This window comes from Streptomyces sp. NBC_00190 (assembly GCF_036203305.1).
In the GTDB taxonomy this organism is placed as follows: domain Bacteria; phylum Actinomycetota; class Actinomycetes; order Streptomycetales; family Streptomycetaceae; genus Streptomyces.
The window spans coordinates 2,287,374-2,304,795 of the sequence record NZ_CP108131.1 but is presented as its reverse complement, the minus strand read 5'-3'; the positions used below and the strand labels follow the sequence as shown (position 1 = coordinate 2,304,795).

Genomic DNA, 17,422 nt, shown 5'->3' with positions numbered 1-17,422 from the left:
TCTAGGGTCGCCGCATGTCCACGACCACCCTCTGGCGGCCCACCGGCCCCGTCGAGCTCGACCTGGTCCGCGCCCTCGACTGGCGGGCCTGGCCGCCGCGCCTGCCCGAGCAGCCCATCTTCTACCCGGTCCTGAACGAGGACTACGCGATCCGCATCGCCCGCGACTGGAACGTCAAGCACTCCGGGGTGGGCTTCGTGACCCGCTTCGAGGTCGACTCGGCCTTCCTGGCCCGGTACCCGGTGCAGCAGGCCGGCGGCGAGACCATCCTGGAGCTGTGGGTCCCGGCGGAGGAACTCGACGAGTTCAACGCGCACATCGTCGGCCGCATCGAAGTGGTGCGCGAGTTCCGCCCCTACTTGATGGTGTAAGAGCAGCCCTTCGCGGTCTTGACGCCGTCGCTCTCCGCGACCTTCTTGCCGTCGACCTTGATGACACAGGGGGCCTGCTGCAGCTTGCCGTCGGGGCCCGTGACCGTGCCCGGGACGACGTTCACGAGGTAGCCCACCTTCTGCTCCGCGGCGGTGAGTTCGACGGTGCCCGTCTTCGTCCACGGTAGCGTCTGCTGCTCGAACCCGCTGTCGACGCCGCTGTACATGACCGCCGTCCTGCCCGTGCCGCCGACTTCCAGGGTCACCTCGTGCGTCGTGCCGCCGGCCTTGGCCGCAGGCGCCGACGCGGGGCTCTGCGACGCCGCCGCGGGCTTGCCGCCTTCCGCGGCGGCCTTCGGGGTGCCGCTTCCGCAGCCGGTGAGCAGCACCGCCACCGCGGCGCACAGCGTCATCCCGGTCATCGTCCTTCGCATGATCCCCGAACCTCGTTCCGCGTCATCCGTCGATCGTGTCCGGAGATCCCATCACATCCCCTGCCGGCTATTCACCTTGGTGCCGGAGGGCGTGATCGAAAACAATGACCGTATGACGAAACGAGCCCGTTCATTCGACGCCGCCGCCGAGCTCTACCAGGCCTACCGCCCCGGGTACCCGGCCGCGCTCTTCGACGCCGTCGAGGAACTCGCCGGGCGGCCGCTCGCCGGGGCGAGGGCGGCCGACGTGGGGGCGGGGACCGGGATCGCCACCGCCCTGCTGCACGCCCGCGGGGCCGAGGTCGTCGCCGTGGAGCCCGGGGACGGGATGGCCGCCGAGTTCCGGCGGGTGAACCCCGGGATCGCCCTCGTGCGCGGGGACGGCGACCGACTGCCGCTGGCCGACGGGGCGTTCGACCTGCTCACCTATGCCCAGGCCTGGCATTGGACCGACCCCGAGCGCTCCGTCCCCGAGGCCCGCCGCGTCCTGCGCCCCGGCGGCGCGCTCGCGCTCTGGTGGAACGACCCGGACATGTCCGTCCCCTGGATCGCCGAGCAGGACGAGCGGCTCCGGGCCTTCTTCGGGGTGAGCGGGCTCCCCGCGCGGCAGTCGCCAGGGCTGGACGTCACCACCCGCGAAGTGCGGTGGTCCCGGAGGGTCCCGTTGGCGGCGCACCTCGCCAACCTCACAAGCCACTCCGCGTTCCTGCTGCTCGGCGAGGACGGCACCCGCGCGTTCGTCGACGCCGAGCGCGCACGGCTGGAGTCCCTCTTTCCGGACGGCACGGTCGAGGAGTCCTACGTCGTCACGCTCCGCGTCGCCGTCTTCTGAGCCGGCTCCCCACTCGCCGCCAAGGGAGCTACCACCGCCTACCGCCGCACCCGCGGCTGAAGGACCTCCGCCCGGCACGCCGCGGGAGTGCCCCACGCGTCGCGCAGCGGGCGGGCCTTGCGCAGCCACAGGGACAGGTCCAGCTCCTCCGTGTAGCCGACCGCGCCGTGCAGCTGGAGGGCCGTCCGCGCCGCGGCGTACGAGGCCTCGCCCGCGGTGAGCTTCGCCGCCGCCACGTCGCCCGGCGTCAGTGTCAGCGCCGCCGCCCAGAGCAGGGGCCGGGCGAACTCCAGGCCCAGCAGGGTGTCCGCCAGGCGGTGCTTGACCGCCTGGAACGACCCGATCGGCGTCCCGAACTGCGTGCGCTGCTTCGCGTACTCCACCGTCCGGTCCAGCAGGGTCTCGCCGACGCCCAGGCACTGGGCCGCCGTCAGCAGCCGGGCCCAGCGCCCCGCCGCCTCCGCGGCCGCCGCGACGGCCGGGCCCGCCGCGAGCAGTTCCCCGCCGCCCGACGGGACCGAGAGCCTGCGGGCCGGGTCCAGGGAGGCCGCCGCCGCGCCCGCCGCCGTGTCCGCCAGGCGCAGTTCGCCCGACGCCGACACGGTGAAGCAGTACGTGGCCGCGTCCGCGTCCAGGGCGTACGGACTGGCGCCCGGCAGCGTCAGCGTCGCCGAGGCCTCGCCCGTCACCAGCCCCGGGAGGAAGCGTTTCGCCGGCCCCTCGTCACCCAGCTCGGACAGGAGCACCGACACGGCCGCCGTCTCCACCACCGGCCCCGGCATCCCGGCCCGGCCCAGCTCCACGAAGCCGAGGGCCAGTTCCAGCGGGAGCGGTCCCAGGCCTCCCGCGTCGCCGCAGGCCTCCGGCACGGCCAGCGCGAACAGGCCCGTACCGGCGAGCCGCGCCCACAGCGCCCGCCCCGGTCCGTGCCCGCCGCCCGCCCAGGCCCGTACCGCCGCCGGGACGTCCGCCGAGCCCAGCAGGGAGCGCAGCGTACGGGCGAAGTCCGACTGCTCGTCGGTCGGCAGGAAGCGCATCAGCGGCGGCCCTTCGGAAGGCCGAGCAGCCGCTCGGCGATGATGTCGCGCTGGATCTCGTTGGTCCCCGCGTAGATGGGCCCCGCGAGCGAGAAGACCCACGGTTCGGCCCACTCGCCCCCGGCGAGCTCCGCGTCCGGACCCAGCAGGTCCAGGGCCGTCTCGTGCAGGGCGATGTCGTACTCGGACCAGAACACCTTGTTCAGGCTGGACTCGGCGCCGATGTCCCCCACTCTCGGCTCCGCTCGCGCGGGGGTGCCCCCACCGCCCGCCGCGAAGCGGGAGGCGCCCGCCCAGGTGAACAGCTCGTAGGCGCGCGCCCCGACCACCGCGTCCGCGACCCGGTCGCGCAGCGCGGTGTCGGACGGATCGCCCTGCGCCCGCCACAGGGCGACGAGCCGGTCGGCAGCGGCCAGGAAACGGCCGGGCGAGCGCAGTGTCAGCCCTCGCTCGTTGCCGGTGGTGGCCATCGCGATCCGCCAGCCCTGCCCCGGCTCCCCGATCACGTCCCCGTCCGGTACGAAGGCCTGGTCCAGGAAGAGCTCCGCGAAGGCCGGCTTGCCGTCCAGGCGGCCGATGGGCCGCACCGTCACCCCGGGCGCCCGCAGGTCGAACATCAGGTACGTGAGCCCCTGGTGCGGTTTCGGCGCGTCCGGGTCCGTCCGGAAGATGCCGAAGGCGCGATCGGCGAACGCGGCCCGCGAGGACCAGGTCTTCTGCCCGGACAGCAGCCAGCCGCCCTCGGTGCGTACCGCCCGCGACGTCAGCGAGGCCAGGTCGGAGCCCGATTCCGGCTCCGACCAGGCCTGGGCCCAGACCGTCTCGCCGCTCGCCATGGAGGGCAGCACCCGCGCCCGCTGCTCGTGCGTCGCGTGGTCGAAGAGGGTGGGTGCCAGGAGGCTGATGCCGTTCTGCGAGACCCGGCCCGGCGCGCCCGCCGCCCAGTACTCCTCCTCGAACACCAGCCACTTCACGATGTCCGCGTCCCGGCCCCCGTACTCCTGCGGCCAGGACACCACCGACCAGCGGTCCGCGTGCAGGAGCGCCTCCCACTCCCGGTGGGCGGCGAAGCCCTCCTCGGTCTCCAGGGAGGGCAGGGGCACGGCGGGCACGTGGGCGGCCAGCCAGGCCCGGGCCTCGGCCCGGAAGGCCTCCACCTCCGCCGTCTGGGTCAGGTCCATCAGGTGCTCGCCCCCTCCGCGACAACTTCCCTAACAAGTGTTTGGTAGGTTAACGTACGACCATGAGCAGCGTCGAGGAGTTCGCATGAACGAGCCCCGGTACACCGCCGGTCACCACCTGCTGGAGGACCGCACCGCCGTCATCACCGCCGCCGCCGGCGCCGGGATCGGCGGCGCCACCGCCCGCCGCTTCCTGGAGGAGGGCGCCCGCATCGTCATCGGCGACGCCCACGCCCGCCGCCTGGAGGAGACCGAGAAGGCGCTCGCCGCAGAGTTCGGGGCCGGTCGCGTCGCCTCCCTGCCCTGCGACGTCACCGACGAGGACCAGGTGGGAGCCCTCTTCGCGCTCGCCGAGCAGACCCACGGCGGCCTCGACATCGTCGTCAACAACGCCGGCCTCGGCGGCACCTGCGACCTCGTCGACATGACCGACGAACAGTGGTCCCGCGTCCTCGACGTCACGCTGAACGGCACCTTCCGCTGCACCCGCGCCGCGCTGCGGTCGCTCAAGGCGTCCGGCACCGGCGGGGTCGTCGTCAACAACGCCTCCGTCGTCGGCTGGCGCGCCCAGACCGGGCAGGCCCACTACGCCGCCGCCAAGGCCGGGGTGATGGCACTGACCCGCTGCGCGGCGCTGGAGGCCGCCGAGTTCGGCGTACGGGTCAACGCGGTCGCCCCGAGCCTGGCCATGCACCCGCACCTGGTGAAGGTCACGAGCCAGGCCCTGCTCACCGAACTCACCGCCCGCGAGGCCTTCGGCCGCTACGCCGAGCCCTGGGAGGTCGCCAACGTCATCGTCTTCCTGGCCAGCGGCTACTCGTCGTACATGACCGGCGAGACCGTGTCGGTCAGCAGCCAGCACCCGTAGGCCGAGAATGGACGCGTGCCAACCAACAAGCCGACAGCCAAGAAGAAGCCGCAGGTGACGGCCACGCCCGAACGGCGTCGCGAACTCCTCGACACCGCCGCCGAGGTGTTCGCCGCGCAGGGCTACAACGCCACGACCGTCCGCAAGATCGCCGACGCCGCCGGGATGCTCGCCGGCAGCCTCTACTACCACTTCGATTCCAAGGAATCGATGCTCGACGAGATCCTCTCCGCCTTCCTCACCGAACTGTGGGAGGGCTACGACACCGTCCTCGCGGCCGGTCTCGGCCCCAGGGAGACCATCGAGGCCCTCGTCACCGAATCGTTCCGGGAGATCGACCGGCACCGCGCCGCCGTCGCGATCTACCAGAAGGAATCCCGCACCCTCTCCGCCCAGCCCCGCTTCCACTACCTCTCCGACTCGCAGGTGAAGTTCGAGAAGGCCTGGCTCGGGACGCTGGAGCGGGGGGTCGCCGCCAAGGTCTTCCGCGCCGACCTCGACATCCGCCTCACCTACCGCTTCGTGCGCGACACGGTGTGGGTGGCGGCGTCCTGGTACCGGCCGGGCGGCCAGCACAGCCCCGAGGAGATCGCCCGCCAGTACCTGTCGATGGTGCTGGACGGGATCGCCGTACGCGCCTGACCCCGACCCGAGGAGTTCCGATGCCCGAGGCATACATAGTCGAAGCGGTCCGCACCCCCGTCGGCCGGCGCAAGGGAGGGCTGGCCGAGGTCCACCCGGCCGACCTCGGCGCGCACGTCCTGAGGGCGCTCGTCGAGCGGTCCGGCGTCGACCCGGCCGCCGTGGAGGACGTGGTGTTCGGCTGCCTCGACACGGTGGGGCCGCAGGCGGGGGACATCGCGAGGACGGCATGGCTCGCGGCCGGCCTGCCCGAGGAGGTGCCCGGGGTCACCGTCGACCGCCAGTGCGGGTCTTCGCAGCAGGCGGTGCACTTCGCGGCACAGGGCGTGCTCTCCGGCACCCAGGACCTGGTGGTCGCCGGCGGCACCCAGAACATGTCGATGATCCCGATCGCCTTCGCCTCACGGCAGGCCGCGGAGCCGCTCGGCCTCACCGAGGGCCCGTACGCGGGGAGCGCCGGCTGGCGGGCCAGGTACGGCGACGCACCCGTGAACCAGTTCCACGGCGCGCAGCTGATCGCCGAGAAGTGGGGCATCTCGCGCCGCGACATGGAGGAGTTCGCGCTCCGGTCCCACCAGCGGGCGCTGCGCGCGATCGACGAGGGACGTTTCGCGCGGGAGACGGTGGCTTACGGGGACGTGACGGTGGACGAGGGCCCCCGCAGGGACACGTCGCTGGAGAAGATGGCCGGCCTGCGGCCGGTCGTGGAGGGCGGCACCATCACGGCGGCGGTCTCCTCCCAGGTCTCGGACGGCGCCGCGGCGATGCTGATCGCCTCCGAGCGGGCGGTACGCGAACACGGCCTGCGGCCGCGGGCCCGCATCCACCACCTGTCGGTCCGGGGCGAGGACCCGATCCGCATGCTGTCGGCGCCGATCCCGGCCACCGCGTACGCGCTGAAGAAGACGGGCATGACGCTCGCCGACATCGATCTGGTGGAGATCAACGAGGCGTTCGCCCCGGTGGTGCTGGCCTGGCTGAAGGAGACGGGAGCGGACCCCGAGCGGGTCAACGTCAACGGCGGCGCGATCGCGCTCGGCCACCCGCTGGGCGCGACGGGCGTGAAGCTGATGACGACGCTGCTGCACGAACTGGAGCGCACGGGCGGCCGCTTCGGCCTCCAGACGATGTGCGAGGGCGGTGGCCAGGCCAACGTGACGATCATCGAGCGGCTGTAACCGGTGGCGCGGCCCCGCGGCCCCGCGGCTCGCCGGCCGGAGGCCGGCGCAGGCTCGCGAAGCCGGGGAGGCCCCCCGGGGCCGAGCGGTGCGAGGGGGCCGTGAGGGAGGGGCCGATGTGCGAGGGCGGTGGCCAGGTCAACGTGACGATCATCGAGCGGCTGTAAGCGCTCCGTCTGACCGCGACGGCGCGGCGGCCGGACCCGTAGACCTCGGCCGTGCGCCGCGCGGCCGCCGCGCCCGCCTCGGCGGAGGTCTCCTTCGGTGGCGGGGCGCCCGCTTCCGGCGGCCCCGCAGACGCGCGAGTACCACGAAGGGCGCAGGTCACACGCACGCGGCCACACTCCCCGGCAGACGTGTGCTAGCTTAGAGCTCGTTGCAGTTGTGGTACCCATGAACTTTATGTGCGCCTGACGGGAATGTTCCTCAGGCGCTTTTATTGTTTTGCCGGAATCTCCGGATGGGGCCCTTTGCCGCCTATTCAGGAGATTTAAAATGGCACTTGGCACCGTGAAGTGGTTCAACTCGGAAAAGGGCTTCGGCTTCATCGAGCAGGACGGTGGCGGCCCGGACGTCTTCGCCCACTACTCGAACATCGCCACCTCTGGCTTCCGTGAGCTCCAGGAGGGCCAGCGCGTGTCCTTCGACGTGACGCAGGGCCAGAAGGGCCCCCAGGCGGAGAACATCCTCCCCGCCAACTAAGTATTTCAGCTTGCCGGGGTCCGCACCGTGAGGTGCGGGCCCCGGCTTGTCTGCTGTTTCGACCTTTGTTTTACCTGCCGGTTTCAGGAGGGCTTTCTCGCATGACCAGCTCCAGCTCCGCACGACCCAGCCGTCGCCCCACCCGGGGTCGAGGTGCGGCTCAGGGACGTCCGAAGGCTGGCGCGGGACGGCAGAAGTCCGCGCCCGTTGCCAGGCCCCAGGAATTCACCATGCCCGAGCCGATCGCCCCGGCGCTGCCGCCGGTCGCCGCGTTCGAGGACATGGACATGCCCGAGGCGCTGCTGAAGACCCTCGCCGCCCAGGGCGTCACCGAGCCGTTCCCGATCCAGGCCGCGACGCTGCCGAACTCGCTGGCCGGCCGTGACCTGCTCGGCCGCGGCCGCACCGGTTCCGGCAAGACGCTGGCCTTCGGCCTGGCGCTGCTGGCCCGCACCGCCGGCCGCCGCGCGCAGCCCAAGCAGCCGCTCGCGCTGGTCCTCGTACCGACCCGTGAGCTCGCGCAGCAGGTGACCGACGCCCTGGCCCCGTACGCCACGGCCGTCAACCTGCGCATCGCGACCGTCGTCGGCGGTATGTCGATCAACCGGCAGTCCGGTGCCCTGCGCCGTGGCGCCGAGGTCCTCGTCGCCACCCCCGGCCGCCTCAAGGACCTCATCGACCGCGGTGACGCCGACCTCTCGCAGGTCGCGATCACCGTCCTCGACGAGGCCGACCAGATGACCGACATGGGCTTCATGCCGCAGGTCACCGCCCTGCTCAAGCAGGTCGAGGCCGGCGGCCAGACCATGCTGTTCTCGGCGACGCTGGACAAGAACATCGACAAGCTCGTCAAGATGTTCCTGACCGACCCGGTCGGCCACTCCGTCGACCCGTCGGCCGGCGCCGTCACGACGATGGAGCACCACGTCCTGTACGTCATGGACGAGACCGACAAGAAGGCCGTGGCGACGCGCATAGCGGCCCGCGACGGCCGGGTGATCATGTTCGTGGACACCAAGCGCGGTGTCGACCGCATGGTCAAGAAGCTCCTGGCGGACGGCGTCCGCGCCTCCGGCCTGCACGGCGGACGCTCGCAGCCGCAGCGCAACCGGACCCTCGACTGGTTCAAGACGGGCGAGGTCACCGCGCTGGTGGCGACGAACGTCGCGGCGCGCGGCATCCACATCGACGACCTCGACCTCGTCGTCAACGTGGACCCGCCCACCGACCACAAGGACTACCTGCACCGCGGCGGCCGTACCGCCCGCGCCGGCGAGTCCGGCAGCGTGGTCACCCTGGTGCTGCCCGACCAGAAGCGGGACATGACCCGCCTGATGTCGGACGCCGGGATCTCCCCGCGCACCGCGCAGATCAAGTCCTCCGACGAGGAGCTGTCCCGCCTGACCGGCGCCAAGGAGCCCTCGGGCATCCCGGTGGTGCTGGAGGTGCCGCAGCCGACCGCGCCGAAGCAGCGCAGCGGCTCCGGTTCCGGCTCCGGTGCGCGCCGCCGGTCCGGTGGACCCCGTACCGCCTCCGCCACGGGCGGCGCTCCGGCGGCCGGCGGCCGTGGCCGCCGCTCCGGTGGCGGCGCGTCCGGGCAGGCCCCCGCGGCCTCCGGGTCGGGCCAGGCCCGCCGCGGCCAGGGCGGCGCCTCCGGCGCCGGCTCGGCCGGCCAGGGCCGGCGTACCGGGGGCGGCGCCTCCGGTGGCGCGGCCGCGGCTTCCGCGCGCAGCCGGGTCGGCTCCGGCGGCCAGGGCCGCCGCCGGGCGGTCTGACACCCGCAGAGACGTACGACGACGCCGGGCACTGCTTCTCGCGAGCAGTGCCCGGCGTCGTGCTGTCCGCTAGCGGACCATCTTGTTCTGGAGCTTCGCCAGCGTCCGCAGGTCCAGCCCGAGGCCGTCCGTCAGATAGCCGTAGAAGCTTCCGTAGTCGGCCTCCAGCTGCGCCGTCGCGGAATCCAGGTAGTCCTGGCGGACCTCCTGGAGCGGAATCAGCAGATCGGGGTTCTGCATCCGCCCGGACTGCCCCAGACCGGCCCGCACCTGGGCGTCGTAGGCGGCGCGGAACGTGTTCGACGCCAGGTAGTCGCGCCCGGCGGCGTCCTCGGGGACGGCCAGCGCCCGCAGCAGTACGTAGCTCATCCAGCCGGTGCGGTCCTTGCCGGACGTGCAGTGGTACAGGAGCGGGCCCTGGCCGCCGTCCGCGATCTCCCGCACGGTCGCCGCGAACTGCGCCCGGTTCTCGGGGCTGGTCACGAACGTGCGGTAGATGTCGCGCATGTACGCCTCGGCGCGGCCGCCGCCGAGCATCTGCTCCTGCTTGACGGGGTCACCGCTGGAGATCGCGCCGACGAGGGTCCCGTACAGGCCGAGGTCGCTGACCGGGCGGGAGGTGGCGGCGAGCCCCACGGGCAGCCTGTCGGCGCCGTCGTACTGGAGCTCCATCGGGATGCGGAAATCGACGACCTTCGTGAGGCCGAGACCGGAGACGGTGGTGACGTCGGCGTCGGTCAGCTTGCTCAGTGCGTCGGAGCGGTAGACGAGCCCCTGGCGGACCTGGCCGCCGGTGTACGTGCGGTAGCCGCCGAGGTCGCGGAGGTTGACGGCGCCCTTGAGGGGGATCTGACGGATCGATTCCGCCTGGAGGTGGTGGTGCCGGGCACGGGCCCCGGCTCCGGGCGCCGCCGCCGCGTACGCGGAAGCGGGCAAAATGGCGAGGGCGGAGGCGAGGACCGCGGTCGCCAGGCGGATTCGGGCACGGCTCATGGAGGCGACTCCTGTGACGGAGAAGGGGGATCACCCTGGTGGTGGCAGGGTGCGGAGCGAGTGCAGTGACGCGAGTACCTGCTGTGCTTCGGCCATGACGCGGGAGACGAGCTCCGCACAGGACGGGACATCGTCGATCACCCCCGCGACCTGGCCCGATGCCATGACACCGAGGTCCGTACGGCCCTCGACCATGGACGCCTTGAGGAGCATGGGGGTGTTCGCGGCGAGCAGGACCTGGCTCCAGGACAGGTCCTTGCCGTGTTTCATCGCCAGGCCGTCGCGCACCATCTGCGCCCAGCTCAGACCGGAGATCCTGCGGAAGCCCGCCGCGTGCCGCACCGCCCTGGCCAGCGCCCGGGCGCGGCCCGCCCGCTCCAGGGCGTCGACCAGCTCGGTGCGCAGCATCCGGTGCGGCAGGCCGTCGACGGCCGTGGTCACGGTGACGTCCTTGACGGTGGCCTTCAGGTACTCGGCCTTCACGGCGTCCGGGACGGTGGAGTCCGTGGTCAGCAGGAAGCGGGTACCCATGGCGATGCCCGCGGCCCCGTAGGACAGGGCCGCGACCAGGCCGCGGCCGTCGCTGAAACCGCCCGCCGCGATCACCGGGATGTCCACGGCGTCGACGACCTGGGGCAACAGCACCGTCGTGGCCACGTCCCCGGTGTGCCCGCCGCCCTCACCGCCCTGCACGATCACCGCGTCCGCGCCCCACGCGGCCACCTTCTCGGCGTGCCGGCGGGCGCCGATGCTCGGGATGACGACCACGCCCGCGTCCTTGAGCCGGGCGATCAGCTCCCGCGAGGGCGCGAGGGCGAAGGAGGCGACCTTGACCCCCTCGTCGATGATCAGCCGGGCGCGTTCGGCCGCGTCGCCGGCGTCCGCGCGCAGGTTGACCCCGAAGGGAGTCCCCTCCGGGATACGGGACTTGACCTCGCGGACCGCCGACCGCAGCTGGTCCAGGGTCATCGTCGCCGACGCCAGGATCCCGAGGGCTCCGGCGCCCGCCGCGCCCGACACCAGACGCGGTCCCGCGACCCAGCCCATGCCCGTCTGCACGATCGGGTGCTCGACCCCAACCAGCTCGGTGAATGCCGTCCGCATCGGATCAGCCCCGCACTTCGCGGTCGCGCAGGCCCTCGGGGTCGATCACCTCGCGGATCAGCCGCAGCTCCGCCGCGGTCGGCTCCCGCGTGTACGGGACCTCCTCCGCGTTTCCGAGCTCGAAGCCGGTGGCCGCCCGGACCTGCTCGACTGCGACCCCCGGGTGGAGGGAGGCCAGGCGCATCGAGCGGCCGGGGCCCGTGAAGTCGAAGACGCCGAGATCGCTGACCACCCGGGGCAGGCGGTGGTAGCGGGTCACCCCGGCGGCCTCCGCGCGGTCGTGACCGACACCGCTGACCATGTCGACGCGCTCCACGAACACCCGGGCCGAGTGCTTGGGGATCCAGTAACTCACGGGATTGTTCAGGGTGTTGACGGGCGCACCGCGCACGCCCAGGAGCTGGCGGGCCGGCCGCGCCCAGTCGCCGATGCAGGAGATGTTCTGGTTACCGAACCGGTCGATCTGGCTGGCGCCCATCATCACGTGCCGCCTGCCCCCGGTGACCATGGTCAGGTGGCGCCGGTACGGGAGCCAGCCCTCGACCGTGCCGTCGAGGCCGACGAGCATCGCTTCGCCGTCGGTCAGGAGCAGGTCGGGGGAGAAGGTCCGCTTCGCGAGCCTGGCCCCGAAGGAGGGGATCAGGCCCATAGGGCTGGCGAGCACCTCGCCGTTGTCGCGCCAGGCCTCGGCGCAGGCGATCACGCAGTACTCGGCGCGGGTGGGCGGGAGAAGGGGGGCGCGGGTGACGGTCGCGGTGGTCACTGCTGCTCCTCGTGCCAGGTCCGGACGGCTGACTGGTAGTCGTGCTCGCTCCCGCCGGAGAGGAAGCGGGCGGCGAACTCGGGCCAGGGGGTGGTCGCGTAGAGCTTCTGGAAGGCCTCGTCGCGCTCGTAGTCGGGGACGCAGGAGGTGAAGTGCGCGCCGTTGGGGGTCTCGACGACCCCGGTGACGGAGTGGCGGCTGACGAGGAGGGACTGCGGGGGACCGGCCTTGGTGAGCTCGGCGGTCTCGACGAGCTGCTCGCAGGAGACGTACGCGGCGTCCGCTGCCTCGCAGAACAGGTCGTCGAAGTACGGGTCCGGGCCCAGGTACTGGGCGTTGCCGAGGCGGTCGGCTCGGTTCATGTGGACCAGCGCGGCGTCCATGCGCAGGGCGGGGACGGCGACGAGCTCCTCGCCGTCGGCGTAGGGGGAGGTGACGGTCCGCAGCTCCGGGTTGACCCGCATCACGTCCGAGCCGAGGCCGGCCCGGACGGGGAGGAAGGGGAGCCGGTTGGCGGCGGCGTGCAGGCCCCACATGAACATGGCCTCGTCGAGTTCGGTGAGGGTGAAGGCGGCGCGCTCGCGGGCGGCCCGGAAGTGGGGCTCCAGCGGGATCGAGTCGAGGGTGGCGAACGGGGCGACCAGTCTGCTGATGCGGCCCGCGGCGGCCAGCAGGCCGACGTCGGGGCCCCCGTAGGAGATCACGGTGAGATCGGTGATCGTGGAGCGGAGCAGCGCCCGCACCAGTGCCATGGGCTTGCGCCGGGAGCCCCAGCCGCCGATGCCGAGCGTCATCCCGCTGCGCAGCTGCCCGACGACCTCTTCCGGGGTCAGTACCTTGTCTGTCCTGCCGGTCATGGACGCTGTTCCTTCCCGAAGGTGTCACGGACGCGGTCGGCGACCCCGCTGAGGTTGGCCTCGAAGGTGAAGCCCTGCTCGAAGCGATAGCTGCGGCGCACGTCGACGGGGTCGATGCCGTTGATGGCGGCCTTGGCCAGCCGCAGCAGGTAGCCGTCCTTCTTCGCGATCTCGGCGGCCAGCTCCAGGGCCGCGGTACGCAGTTCCCCGCGCGGGACGACCTGCCAGACCGAGCCGTGCGCGTGCAGTTCGGCGGCGGTCGCGGTGCGCGAGGTGTAGTAGAGGGTGCGCATCAGGTGCTGGGGGACCAGGCGGGCCAGGTGGGTGGCGGCGCCGAGCGCGCCCCGGTCCAGCTCGGGCAGGCCGAAGGCGGCGTCGTCGCTCGCCACGATCGCGTCGGCGTTGCCCACGAGCCCGATGCCGCCGCCCAGGCAGAAGCCGTGCACGGCCGCGACGACCGGCACCTCGCACTCGTACACGGCGGCGAAGGCCTCGGAGCAGCCCCGGTTGGCGCCGATCAGGGAGGCGTGGCCGGTGTCGCGCTGCATCTCCTTGATGTCGACGCCGGCGTTGAAGCCCCGGCCTTCGGCGGCGAGGACGACGCACCGGACCTCGGGGTCGCGGCCCGCGGTCCGCAGCGCGTCGGCGAGGTCGTACCACCCCTGCACGGGCAGCGCGTTGACGGGTGGGAAGTCGACTGTGACAAGTGCGATGCCCTTGCCGGGGCTTGAGGTGGAGACACCCATGAGCGGATCAGCTACCTTTCCACCAAACATTTGTTAGGTGAGGAAGGTAGCAGCCCATGGAGCTGGACGGGAGGGTCGTCGTCGTCACGGGCGGAACCCGGGGCGTCGGCGCAGGGATCGCCCGGTCGTTCCTCGCGGCGGGCGCGCAGGTCGTGATCTGTGCACGGCGGCCGCCCGGGGAACCGGTTTCGGCGAACGGCCGCGAGGCGTCGTTCGTCCCGCTGGACCTGCGCGATCCGGCGGCCGTACGGGACTTCTTCGGCGCGGTCGCCGACCGGTACGGGCGGCTCGACTGCCTGGTCAACAACGCGGGCGGGACCCCGTACCGGCTGCTGGGGGAGGGCGAGGCACAGCGCCACGCGCGGGTCGTCGAGCTGAACCTGGTGGCGCCGATGACGGCCTCGCTCGCCGCCCACCCGTGGCTGCGCCAGGCACGGGGCTCGGTGGTGATGATCGGCAGCGTCAGCGGGACCCGGCCCTCGCCGGGGACCGCGGCGTACGGGGCGGCGAAGGCGGGACTGGAGAACCTGGCCCGCTCCATGGCCGTGGAATGGGCCCCCGAGGTACGGGTGAACACGCTGGTCCTGGGCATGGTGCGGACCGAGCTGTCGCACCTGCACTACGGGGACGAGGCCGGTATCGCGGCGGTACGCGCGACCGTACCGCTCGGGCGGCTGGCGGAACCCTCGGACGTCGGGGACGCGGCGGTGTTCCTGGCCTCCGGCCGGGCGGGGTACGTGAGCGGGGCGAGCCTGCTCGTGCACGGGGGCGGGGAGCGCCCGGCGTTTCTTGATGCGGCAACTGTCAACAAGGAGAGCTGAGATGGCCGGTATCGCCGAAGGTCGGGTCGTGATCGTGACGGGCGCGGGGCGGGGGCTGGGACGGACCCACGCGCTGGCCTTCGCGGCGGAGGGCGCGAAGGTCGTCGTCAACGACCTGGGGGTGGGGCTGGACGGGGCGGCGGGGCCGCAGTCCCCGGCGGCACAGGTGGTCCGGGAGATCGAGGCGCTCGGCGGGGAGGCGGTGGCGCACGGCGGGGACGTCGCGACGCCGGAGGGCGCGGCCTCGCTGGTCCAGGCGGCGGTGTCCTCGTTCGGCCGCCTCGACACGCTGGTCAACAATGCCGGGTTCCTGCGGGACCGGATGCTGGTGAATCTGGACGAGGACGACTGGGACGCGGTCGTGCGGGTGCACCTGAAGGGGCACTTCCTGCCGCTGCGGTCGGCGGCCGGGTGGTGGCGGGCGGAGGCGAAGGCCGGCCGGCCGGTGGCGGCCCGGGTGGTCAACACCTCTTCGGGGGCCGGGCTGCTGGGCTCGGTCGGCCAGGGCAACTACAGCGCGGCCAAGGCGGGGATCCTGGGGCTCACGCTGGTCGCGGCCGCGGAGATGGGGCGCTACGGGGTCCAGGTCAACGCGATCGCCCCGGCGGCGCGGACCCGGATGACGGAGCGGGCCTTCGCCGAGACCATGGCGGCGCCGGCCGCCGGGGCGTTCGACGCGATGGCACCGGAGAACGTGTCGCCGCTGGTGGTGTGGCTCGGCGCGGACGCCTCCGCCGGGGTGACCGGGCGGGTGTTCGAGGCGGAGGGCGGGCGGATCACGGTGATGGAGGGCTGGCGCCCGGGTCCCACGGCGGACCGCGGCGCGCGGTGGACTCCCGCGGAGGCGGGGGAGGCCGCGGCGAAACTCCTCGCCGCGGCGGAGCCCGCGCACCCGGTGTACGGCTCGCGCTGAAGGTCGTCGGGCGGGCGGCCGGGCGGCCGGGTGCGCCGCCGTCGCCGGGACGGAGCCCGGGGGAGGTTCCGGGACGGAGCCCGGGCCGTCGGACCGGGTCGTCCGGGATCGGGCCGGGTCGTCCCGGGTCGTCGGGCCGGGTCGTCAGGAGTCCGAGAGGCGGGCCGCCGCGCGGAGCTGGCGGGCGTTCGAGCCCTGGAGGAAGCGGATCACCGTCTCCAGCTCCTCCGTCGTGAACTCGGCGCACAGCTCCGCGACCTCCCGCGCCCAGTCGTCGAACACCGGCCGGATCGCGTCCAGCCGCTCCGGCAGGGCCTCGACCAGGACGCGCCGCTTGTCCGTCGGGTGCTCGGCCCGGCGGACGAAGCCCTTGCGTTCCAGCCGGTCGACCAGGCCCGTCACCGAGGCCGGGGCCAGCCCCGACAGCTGGGACAGCTCCTTCGCCGTCAGTGGCCCGCGCCGCTGCAGCAGGTCCAGCGTCTTCGTCTCCGTCGCGCTCAGCCCCTGCTTCGCGGCCGCCGCCTCGTGGAACACCACCGTCGCCGCGCTGGTCTCCCGGCCCGTGCGGCCCAGCTCCTCCAGTACCTCCGCGCGTCGCGCGTCGACTTCTTCACCCATGGGGCCAGCCTACCAAGTCTTTCGTTCGCTCGAACGAAAGACTTGCGGCCATGCCTGCCCGCGTGCAATTCTTTCGTTCGTCCGAACGAAAGAGTTCTGGAGGCTGCTGTCATGACCCCGATCCCCTATCCACGCCGCTGGGCCGCCGCCGTCGTCATGATGGTGGCCGCGCTCATGGACCTGCTCGACGTCACCATCGTCAACGTCGCCATCCCCTCCATCGGCCGTGACCTGCAGGCCTCGCAGAGCGCCCTGCAGTGGCTCGTCTCCGCCTACCTGCTCGGCTTCGCCGCCACCCTGATCGTCTCCGGCCACCTCGGCGACCGGTACGGCCGCAAGACGCTCTTCCTGGCCGGGACGGCGGGCTTCGGCCTCGCCTCCCTCGCCTGCGGCGTCGCCCAGAGCCCCGGCCAGCTGATCGCCGCCCGCGCCGCCCAAGGGGTCATGGCCGCCCTGCTGATGCCCCAGGTGCTCGGCTCCTTCCGCACGCTGTTCCAGGGCAAGGAGCGCGGCGCCGTCTTCGGGATGTACGGAGCCGTCGCCGGCTTCGCCTCCGCCGTCGGGCTGCTGCTCGGCGGCCTGCTCACCGACGCCGACCTCTTCGGCTGGGGCTGGCGCTCGGTGTTCCTCGTCAACGTGCCCGTCGCGCTGGCCACGCTCGCCGCCGGCGCGGTTCTGGTCCCCGCCACCCGCGAGCGCGGCGCCGGCCGGCCAGACCTGCTCGGCAGCCTCGTCCTCGCCGGCGGCCTGATCGCCGTCGTGCTGCCGCTGGTCCAGGGCGAGGCCAACGGCTGGCCGCTGTGGGGCTGGCTGTGCCTGGCCGCCGGGGTGCTCGCCGTCACCGGCCTCGGCATCCTCGAAGCCCGGCGGCGCGGGGCGACCGTACCGCTGCTGCCCGCCCGGGCGTTCCGGCTGCCCGCTTTCTCCGTGGGCCTCGCCGTCCAGCTCCTCTTCGCCGTCGGCATGCAGGGCTTCTTCCTGGTCTTCGCGATATGGCTCCAGGGCGGCGAGGGGTACACCCCCATGCAGGCGGGCTTGGTCACCGTCGCCTTCTCCGTCGGCGGCTTCCTCACCGCCCCGGCCGCCGACGCCCTCGCCGTGCGCTTCGGCCGCCTCGTCCTCGCCGCCGGCGCGCTGCTGATGGCGGGCGGCTTCGCGGGGGTCTGGTACGCCGTGGCCCACTCCGCCGCGGAGCCCGTCGGCGCCTGGCCGCTCGTCCCCGGCCTGCTCGTCGCCGGCGGCGGACTCGGCTTCCTCGTGGTGCCGCTGGTGAACGTGGTGCTGTCCGCCGTCCCCGCCGACATCGCGGGCGGCGCCTCCGGGATCTTCTCCACCGCCCAGCAGTTCGGCGGCGCCCTCGGCGCGGCCGTCATCGGCTCCGTCTTCTTCGGAGCCCTCGCCGACGGCGGCCCGACCCGCGCCCTGACCACCGCGATGCCCTGGGTGAGCGCCGGATTCCTGCTCTGTGCGGTGCTGTGCCTGACGCTGCCCCGCACCGCGGTGTCCCCCGAGCCCGTGCCGGCGTAGCGGACCGGGAAACGAAGCGGGCCCGGCCCCCTGGCGAGGGGTCGGGCCCGGCTCCATCAC

At 73.0% G+C, this 17,422-nt stretch carries 19 protein-coding genes; 10 read left to right on the top strand and 9 right to left on the bottom strand.

Features of this window, described 5'->3' with window-relative positions:
- Positions 1-14: 14 nt before the first annotated feature.
- Positions 15-371 (top strand): hypothetical protein, encoded by a 357-nt coding sequence (locus OG429_RS11250; RefSeq protein WP_328925168.1) that lies wholly within the window; start codon positions 15-17, stop codon positions 369-371.
- Here OG429_RS11250 and OG429_RS11245 read toward each other — a convergent pair.
- A complete protein-coding gene (locus OG429_RS11245; protein WP_328925167.1) occupies positions 356-805 on the bottom strand; it encodes a hypothetical protein in 450 nt (149 codons plus the stop codon). The two genes, OG429_RS11250 and OG429_RS11245, sit on opposite strands and share 16 nt — an antisense overlap.
- A gap of 112 nt (positions 806-917) precedes the next feature.
- On the opposite strand from OG429_RS11245, the gene OG429_RS11240 reads away from it, so the two are divergent.
- Positions 918-1,637, top strand: coding sequence for a class I SAM-dependent methyltransferase (locus tag OG429_RS11240; protein WP_328925166.1), 720 nt, complete (start codon positions 918-920; stop codon positions 1,635-1,637).
- A 38-nt stretch (positions 1,638-1,675) separates the two neighbouring features.
- Here OG429_RS11240 and OG429_RS11235 read toward each other — a convergent pair whose 3' ends face one another.
- Positions 1,676-2,674, bottom strand: a complete 999-nt coding sequence (locus OG429_RS11235) for an acyl-CoA dehydrogenase family protein (RefSeq protein WP_328925165.1) — start codon at positions 2,672-2,674, stop codon at positions 1,676-1,678.
- Complete coding sequence (locus OG429_RS11230; protein ID WP_328925164.1) at positions 2,674-3,855, bottom strand: acyl-CoA dehydrogenase family protein; 1,182 nt, start codon at positions 3,853-3,855, stop codon at positions 2,674-2,676. The genes OG429_RS11235 and OG429_RS11230 overlap by 1 nt, the downstream gene beginning before the upstream one ends.
- 85 nt (positions 3,856-3,940) lie before the next feature.
- Between OG429_RS11230 and OG429_RS11225 the strand changes: the two genes are divergently transcribed.
- From OG429_RS11225 to OG429_RS11205, 5 genes are all read left to right on the top strand, one after another.
- On the top strand, positions 3,941-4,723 hold the full coding sequence (locus tag OG429_RS11225; protein ID WP_328925163.1) for an SDR family oxidoreductase: 783 nt from the start codon (positions 3,941-3,943) through the stop codon (positions 4,721-4,723).
- A gap of 15 nt (positions 4,724-4,738) precedes the next feature.
- Positions 4,739-5,365 (top strand): TetR/AcrR family transcriptional regulator, encoded by a 627-nt coding sequence (locus OG429_RS11220; RefSeq protein ID WP_328925162.1) that lies wholly within the window; start codon positions 4,739-4,741, stop codon positions 5,363-5,365.
- Positions 5,366-5,385: 20 nt separating this feature from the next.
- Entirely contained in the window at positions 5,386-6,543 is a 1,158-nt protein-coding gene (locus OG429_RS11215) for an acetyl-CoA C-acetyltransferase (RefSeq protein WP_328925161.1), read from the top strand.
- Between the two features lie 495 nt (positions 6,544-7,038).
- Positions 7,039-7,245, top strand: a complete 207-nt coding sequence (locus tag OG429_RS11210) for a cold-shock protein (protein ID WP_328925160.1) — start codon at positions 7,039-7,041, stop codon at positions 7,243-7,245.
- Positions 7,246-7,346: 101 nt separating this feature from the next.
- Positions 7,347-9,020 carry a DEAD/DEAH box helicase gene (locus OG429_RS11205; protein ID WP_328925159.1) on the top strand — a complete coding sequence of 558 codons (1,674 nt, stop codon included), beginning with the start codon at positions 7,347-7,349 and terminating at the stop codon, positions 9,018-9,020.
- Between the two features lie 69 nt (positions 9,021-9,089).
- On the opposite strand, the gene OG429_RS11200 is transcribed toward OG429_RS11205, so the two are convergent.
- From OG429_RS11200 to OG429_RS11180, 5 genes are read right to left on the bottom strand one after another with little or no spacing between them, the layout of a single operon-like run.
- A complete protein-coding gene (locus OG429_RS11200; protein WP_328925158.1) occupies positions 9,090-10,013 on the bottom strand; it encodes a tyrosine-protein phosphatase in 924 nt (307 codons plus the stop codon).
- Positions 10,014-10,043: 30 nt separating this feature from the next.
- Complete coding sequence (locus OG429_RS11195) at positions 10,044-11,117, bottom strand: NAD(P)H-dependent flavin oxidoreductase (RefSeq protein WP_328925157.1); 1,074 nt, start codon at positions 11,115-11,117, stop codon at positions 10,044-10,046.
- 4 nt (positions 11,118-11,121) lie between these two features.
- On the bottom strand, positions 11,122-11,880 hold the full coding sequence (locus tag OG429_RS11190) for a CoA-transferase subunit beta (RefSeq protein ID WP_328925156.1): 759 nt from the start codon (positions 11,878-11,880) through the stop codon (positions 11,122-11,124).
- Positions 11,877-12,737 carry a CoA transferase subunit A gene (locus tag OG429_RS11185; RefSeq protein WP_328925155.1) on the bottom strand — a complete coding sequence of 287 codons (861 nt, stop codon included), beginning with the start codon at positions 12,735-12,737 and terminating at the stop codon, positions 11,877-11,879. Before OG429_RS11185 ends, OG429_RS11190 begins: the two co-directional genes overlap by 4 nt.
- Complete coding sequence (locus tag OG429_RS11180; RefSeq protein WP_328925154.1) at positions 12,734-13,483, bottom strand: enoyl-CoA hydratase family protein; 750 nt, start codon at positions 13,481-13,483, stop codon at positions 12,734-12,736. Before OG429_RS11180 ends, OG429_RS11185 begins: the two co-directional genes overlap by 4 nt.
- Before the next feature lie 56 nt (positions 13,484-13,539).
- Between OG429_RS11180 and OG429_RS11175 the strand changes: the two genes are divergently transcribed.
- Positions 13,540-14,304 carry an SDR family oxidoreductase gene (locus tag OG429_RS11175; RefSeq protein WP_328925153.1) on the top strand — a complete coding sequence of 255 codons (765 nt, stop codon included), beginning with the start codon at positions 13,540-13,542 and terminating at the stop codon, positions 14,302-14,304.
- A 1-nt stretch (position 14,305) separates the two neighbouring features.
- Positions 14,306-15,217 (top strand): SDR family oxidoreductase, encoded by a 912-nt coding sequence (locus tag OG429_RS11170; RefSeq protein ID WP_328925152.1) that lies wholly within the window; start codon positions 14,306-14,308, stop codon positions 15,215-15,217.
- Positions 15,218-15,361: 144 nt separating this feature from the next.
- On the opposite strand, the gene OG429_RS11165 is transcribed toward OG429_RS11170, so the two are convergent.
- Positions 15,362-15,835, bottom strand: a complete 474-nt coding sequence (locus tag OG429_RS11165) for a MarR family winged helix-turn-helix transcriptional regulator (RefSeq protein ID WP_328925151.1) — start codon at positions 15,833-15,835, stop codon at positions 15,362-15,364.
- A 111-nt stretch (positions 15,836-15,946) separates the two neighbouring features.
- Here OG429_RS11165 and OG429_RS11160 point away from each other — a divergent pair, with 111 nt between their 5' ends.
- Positions 15,947-17,362: an MFS transporter gene (locus OG429_RS11160; RefSeq protein WP_328925150.1), complete on the top strand. Its 1,416-nt coding sequence runs from the start codon at positions 15,947-15,949 to the stop codon at positions 17,360-17,362.
- Positions 17,363-17,422: the final 60 nt, after the last annotated feature.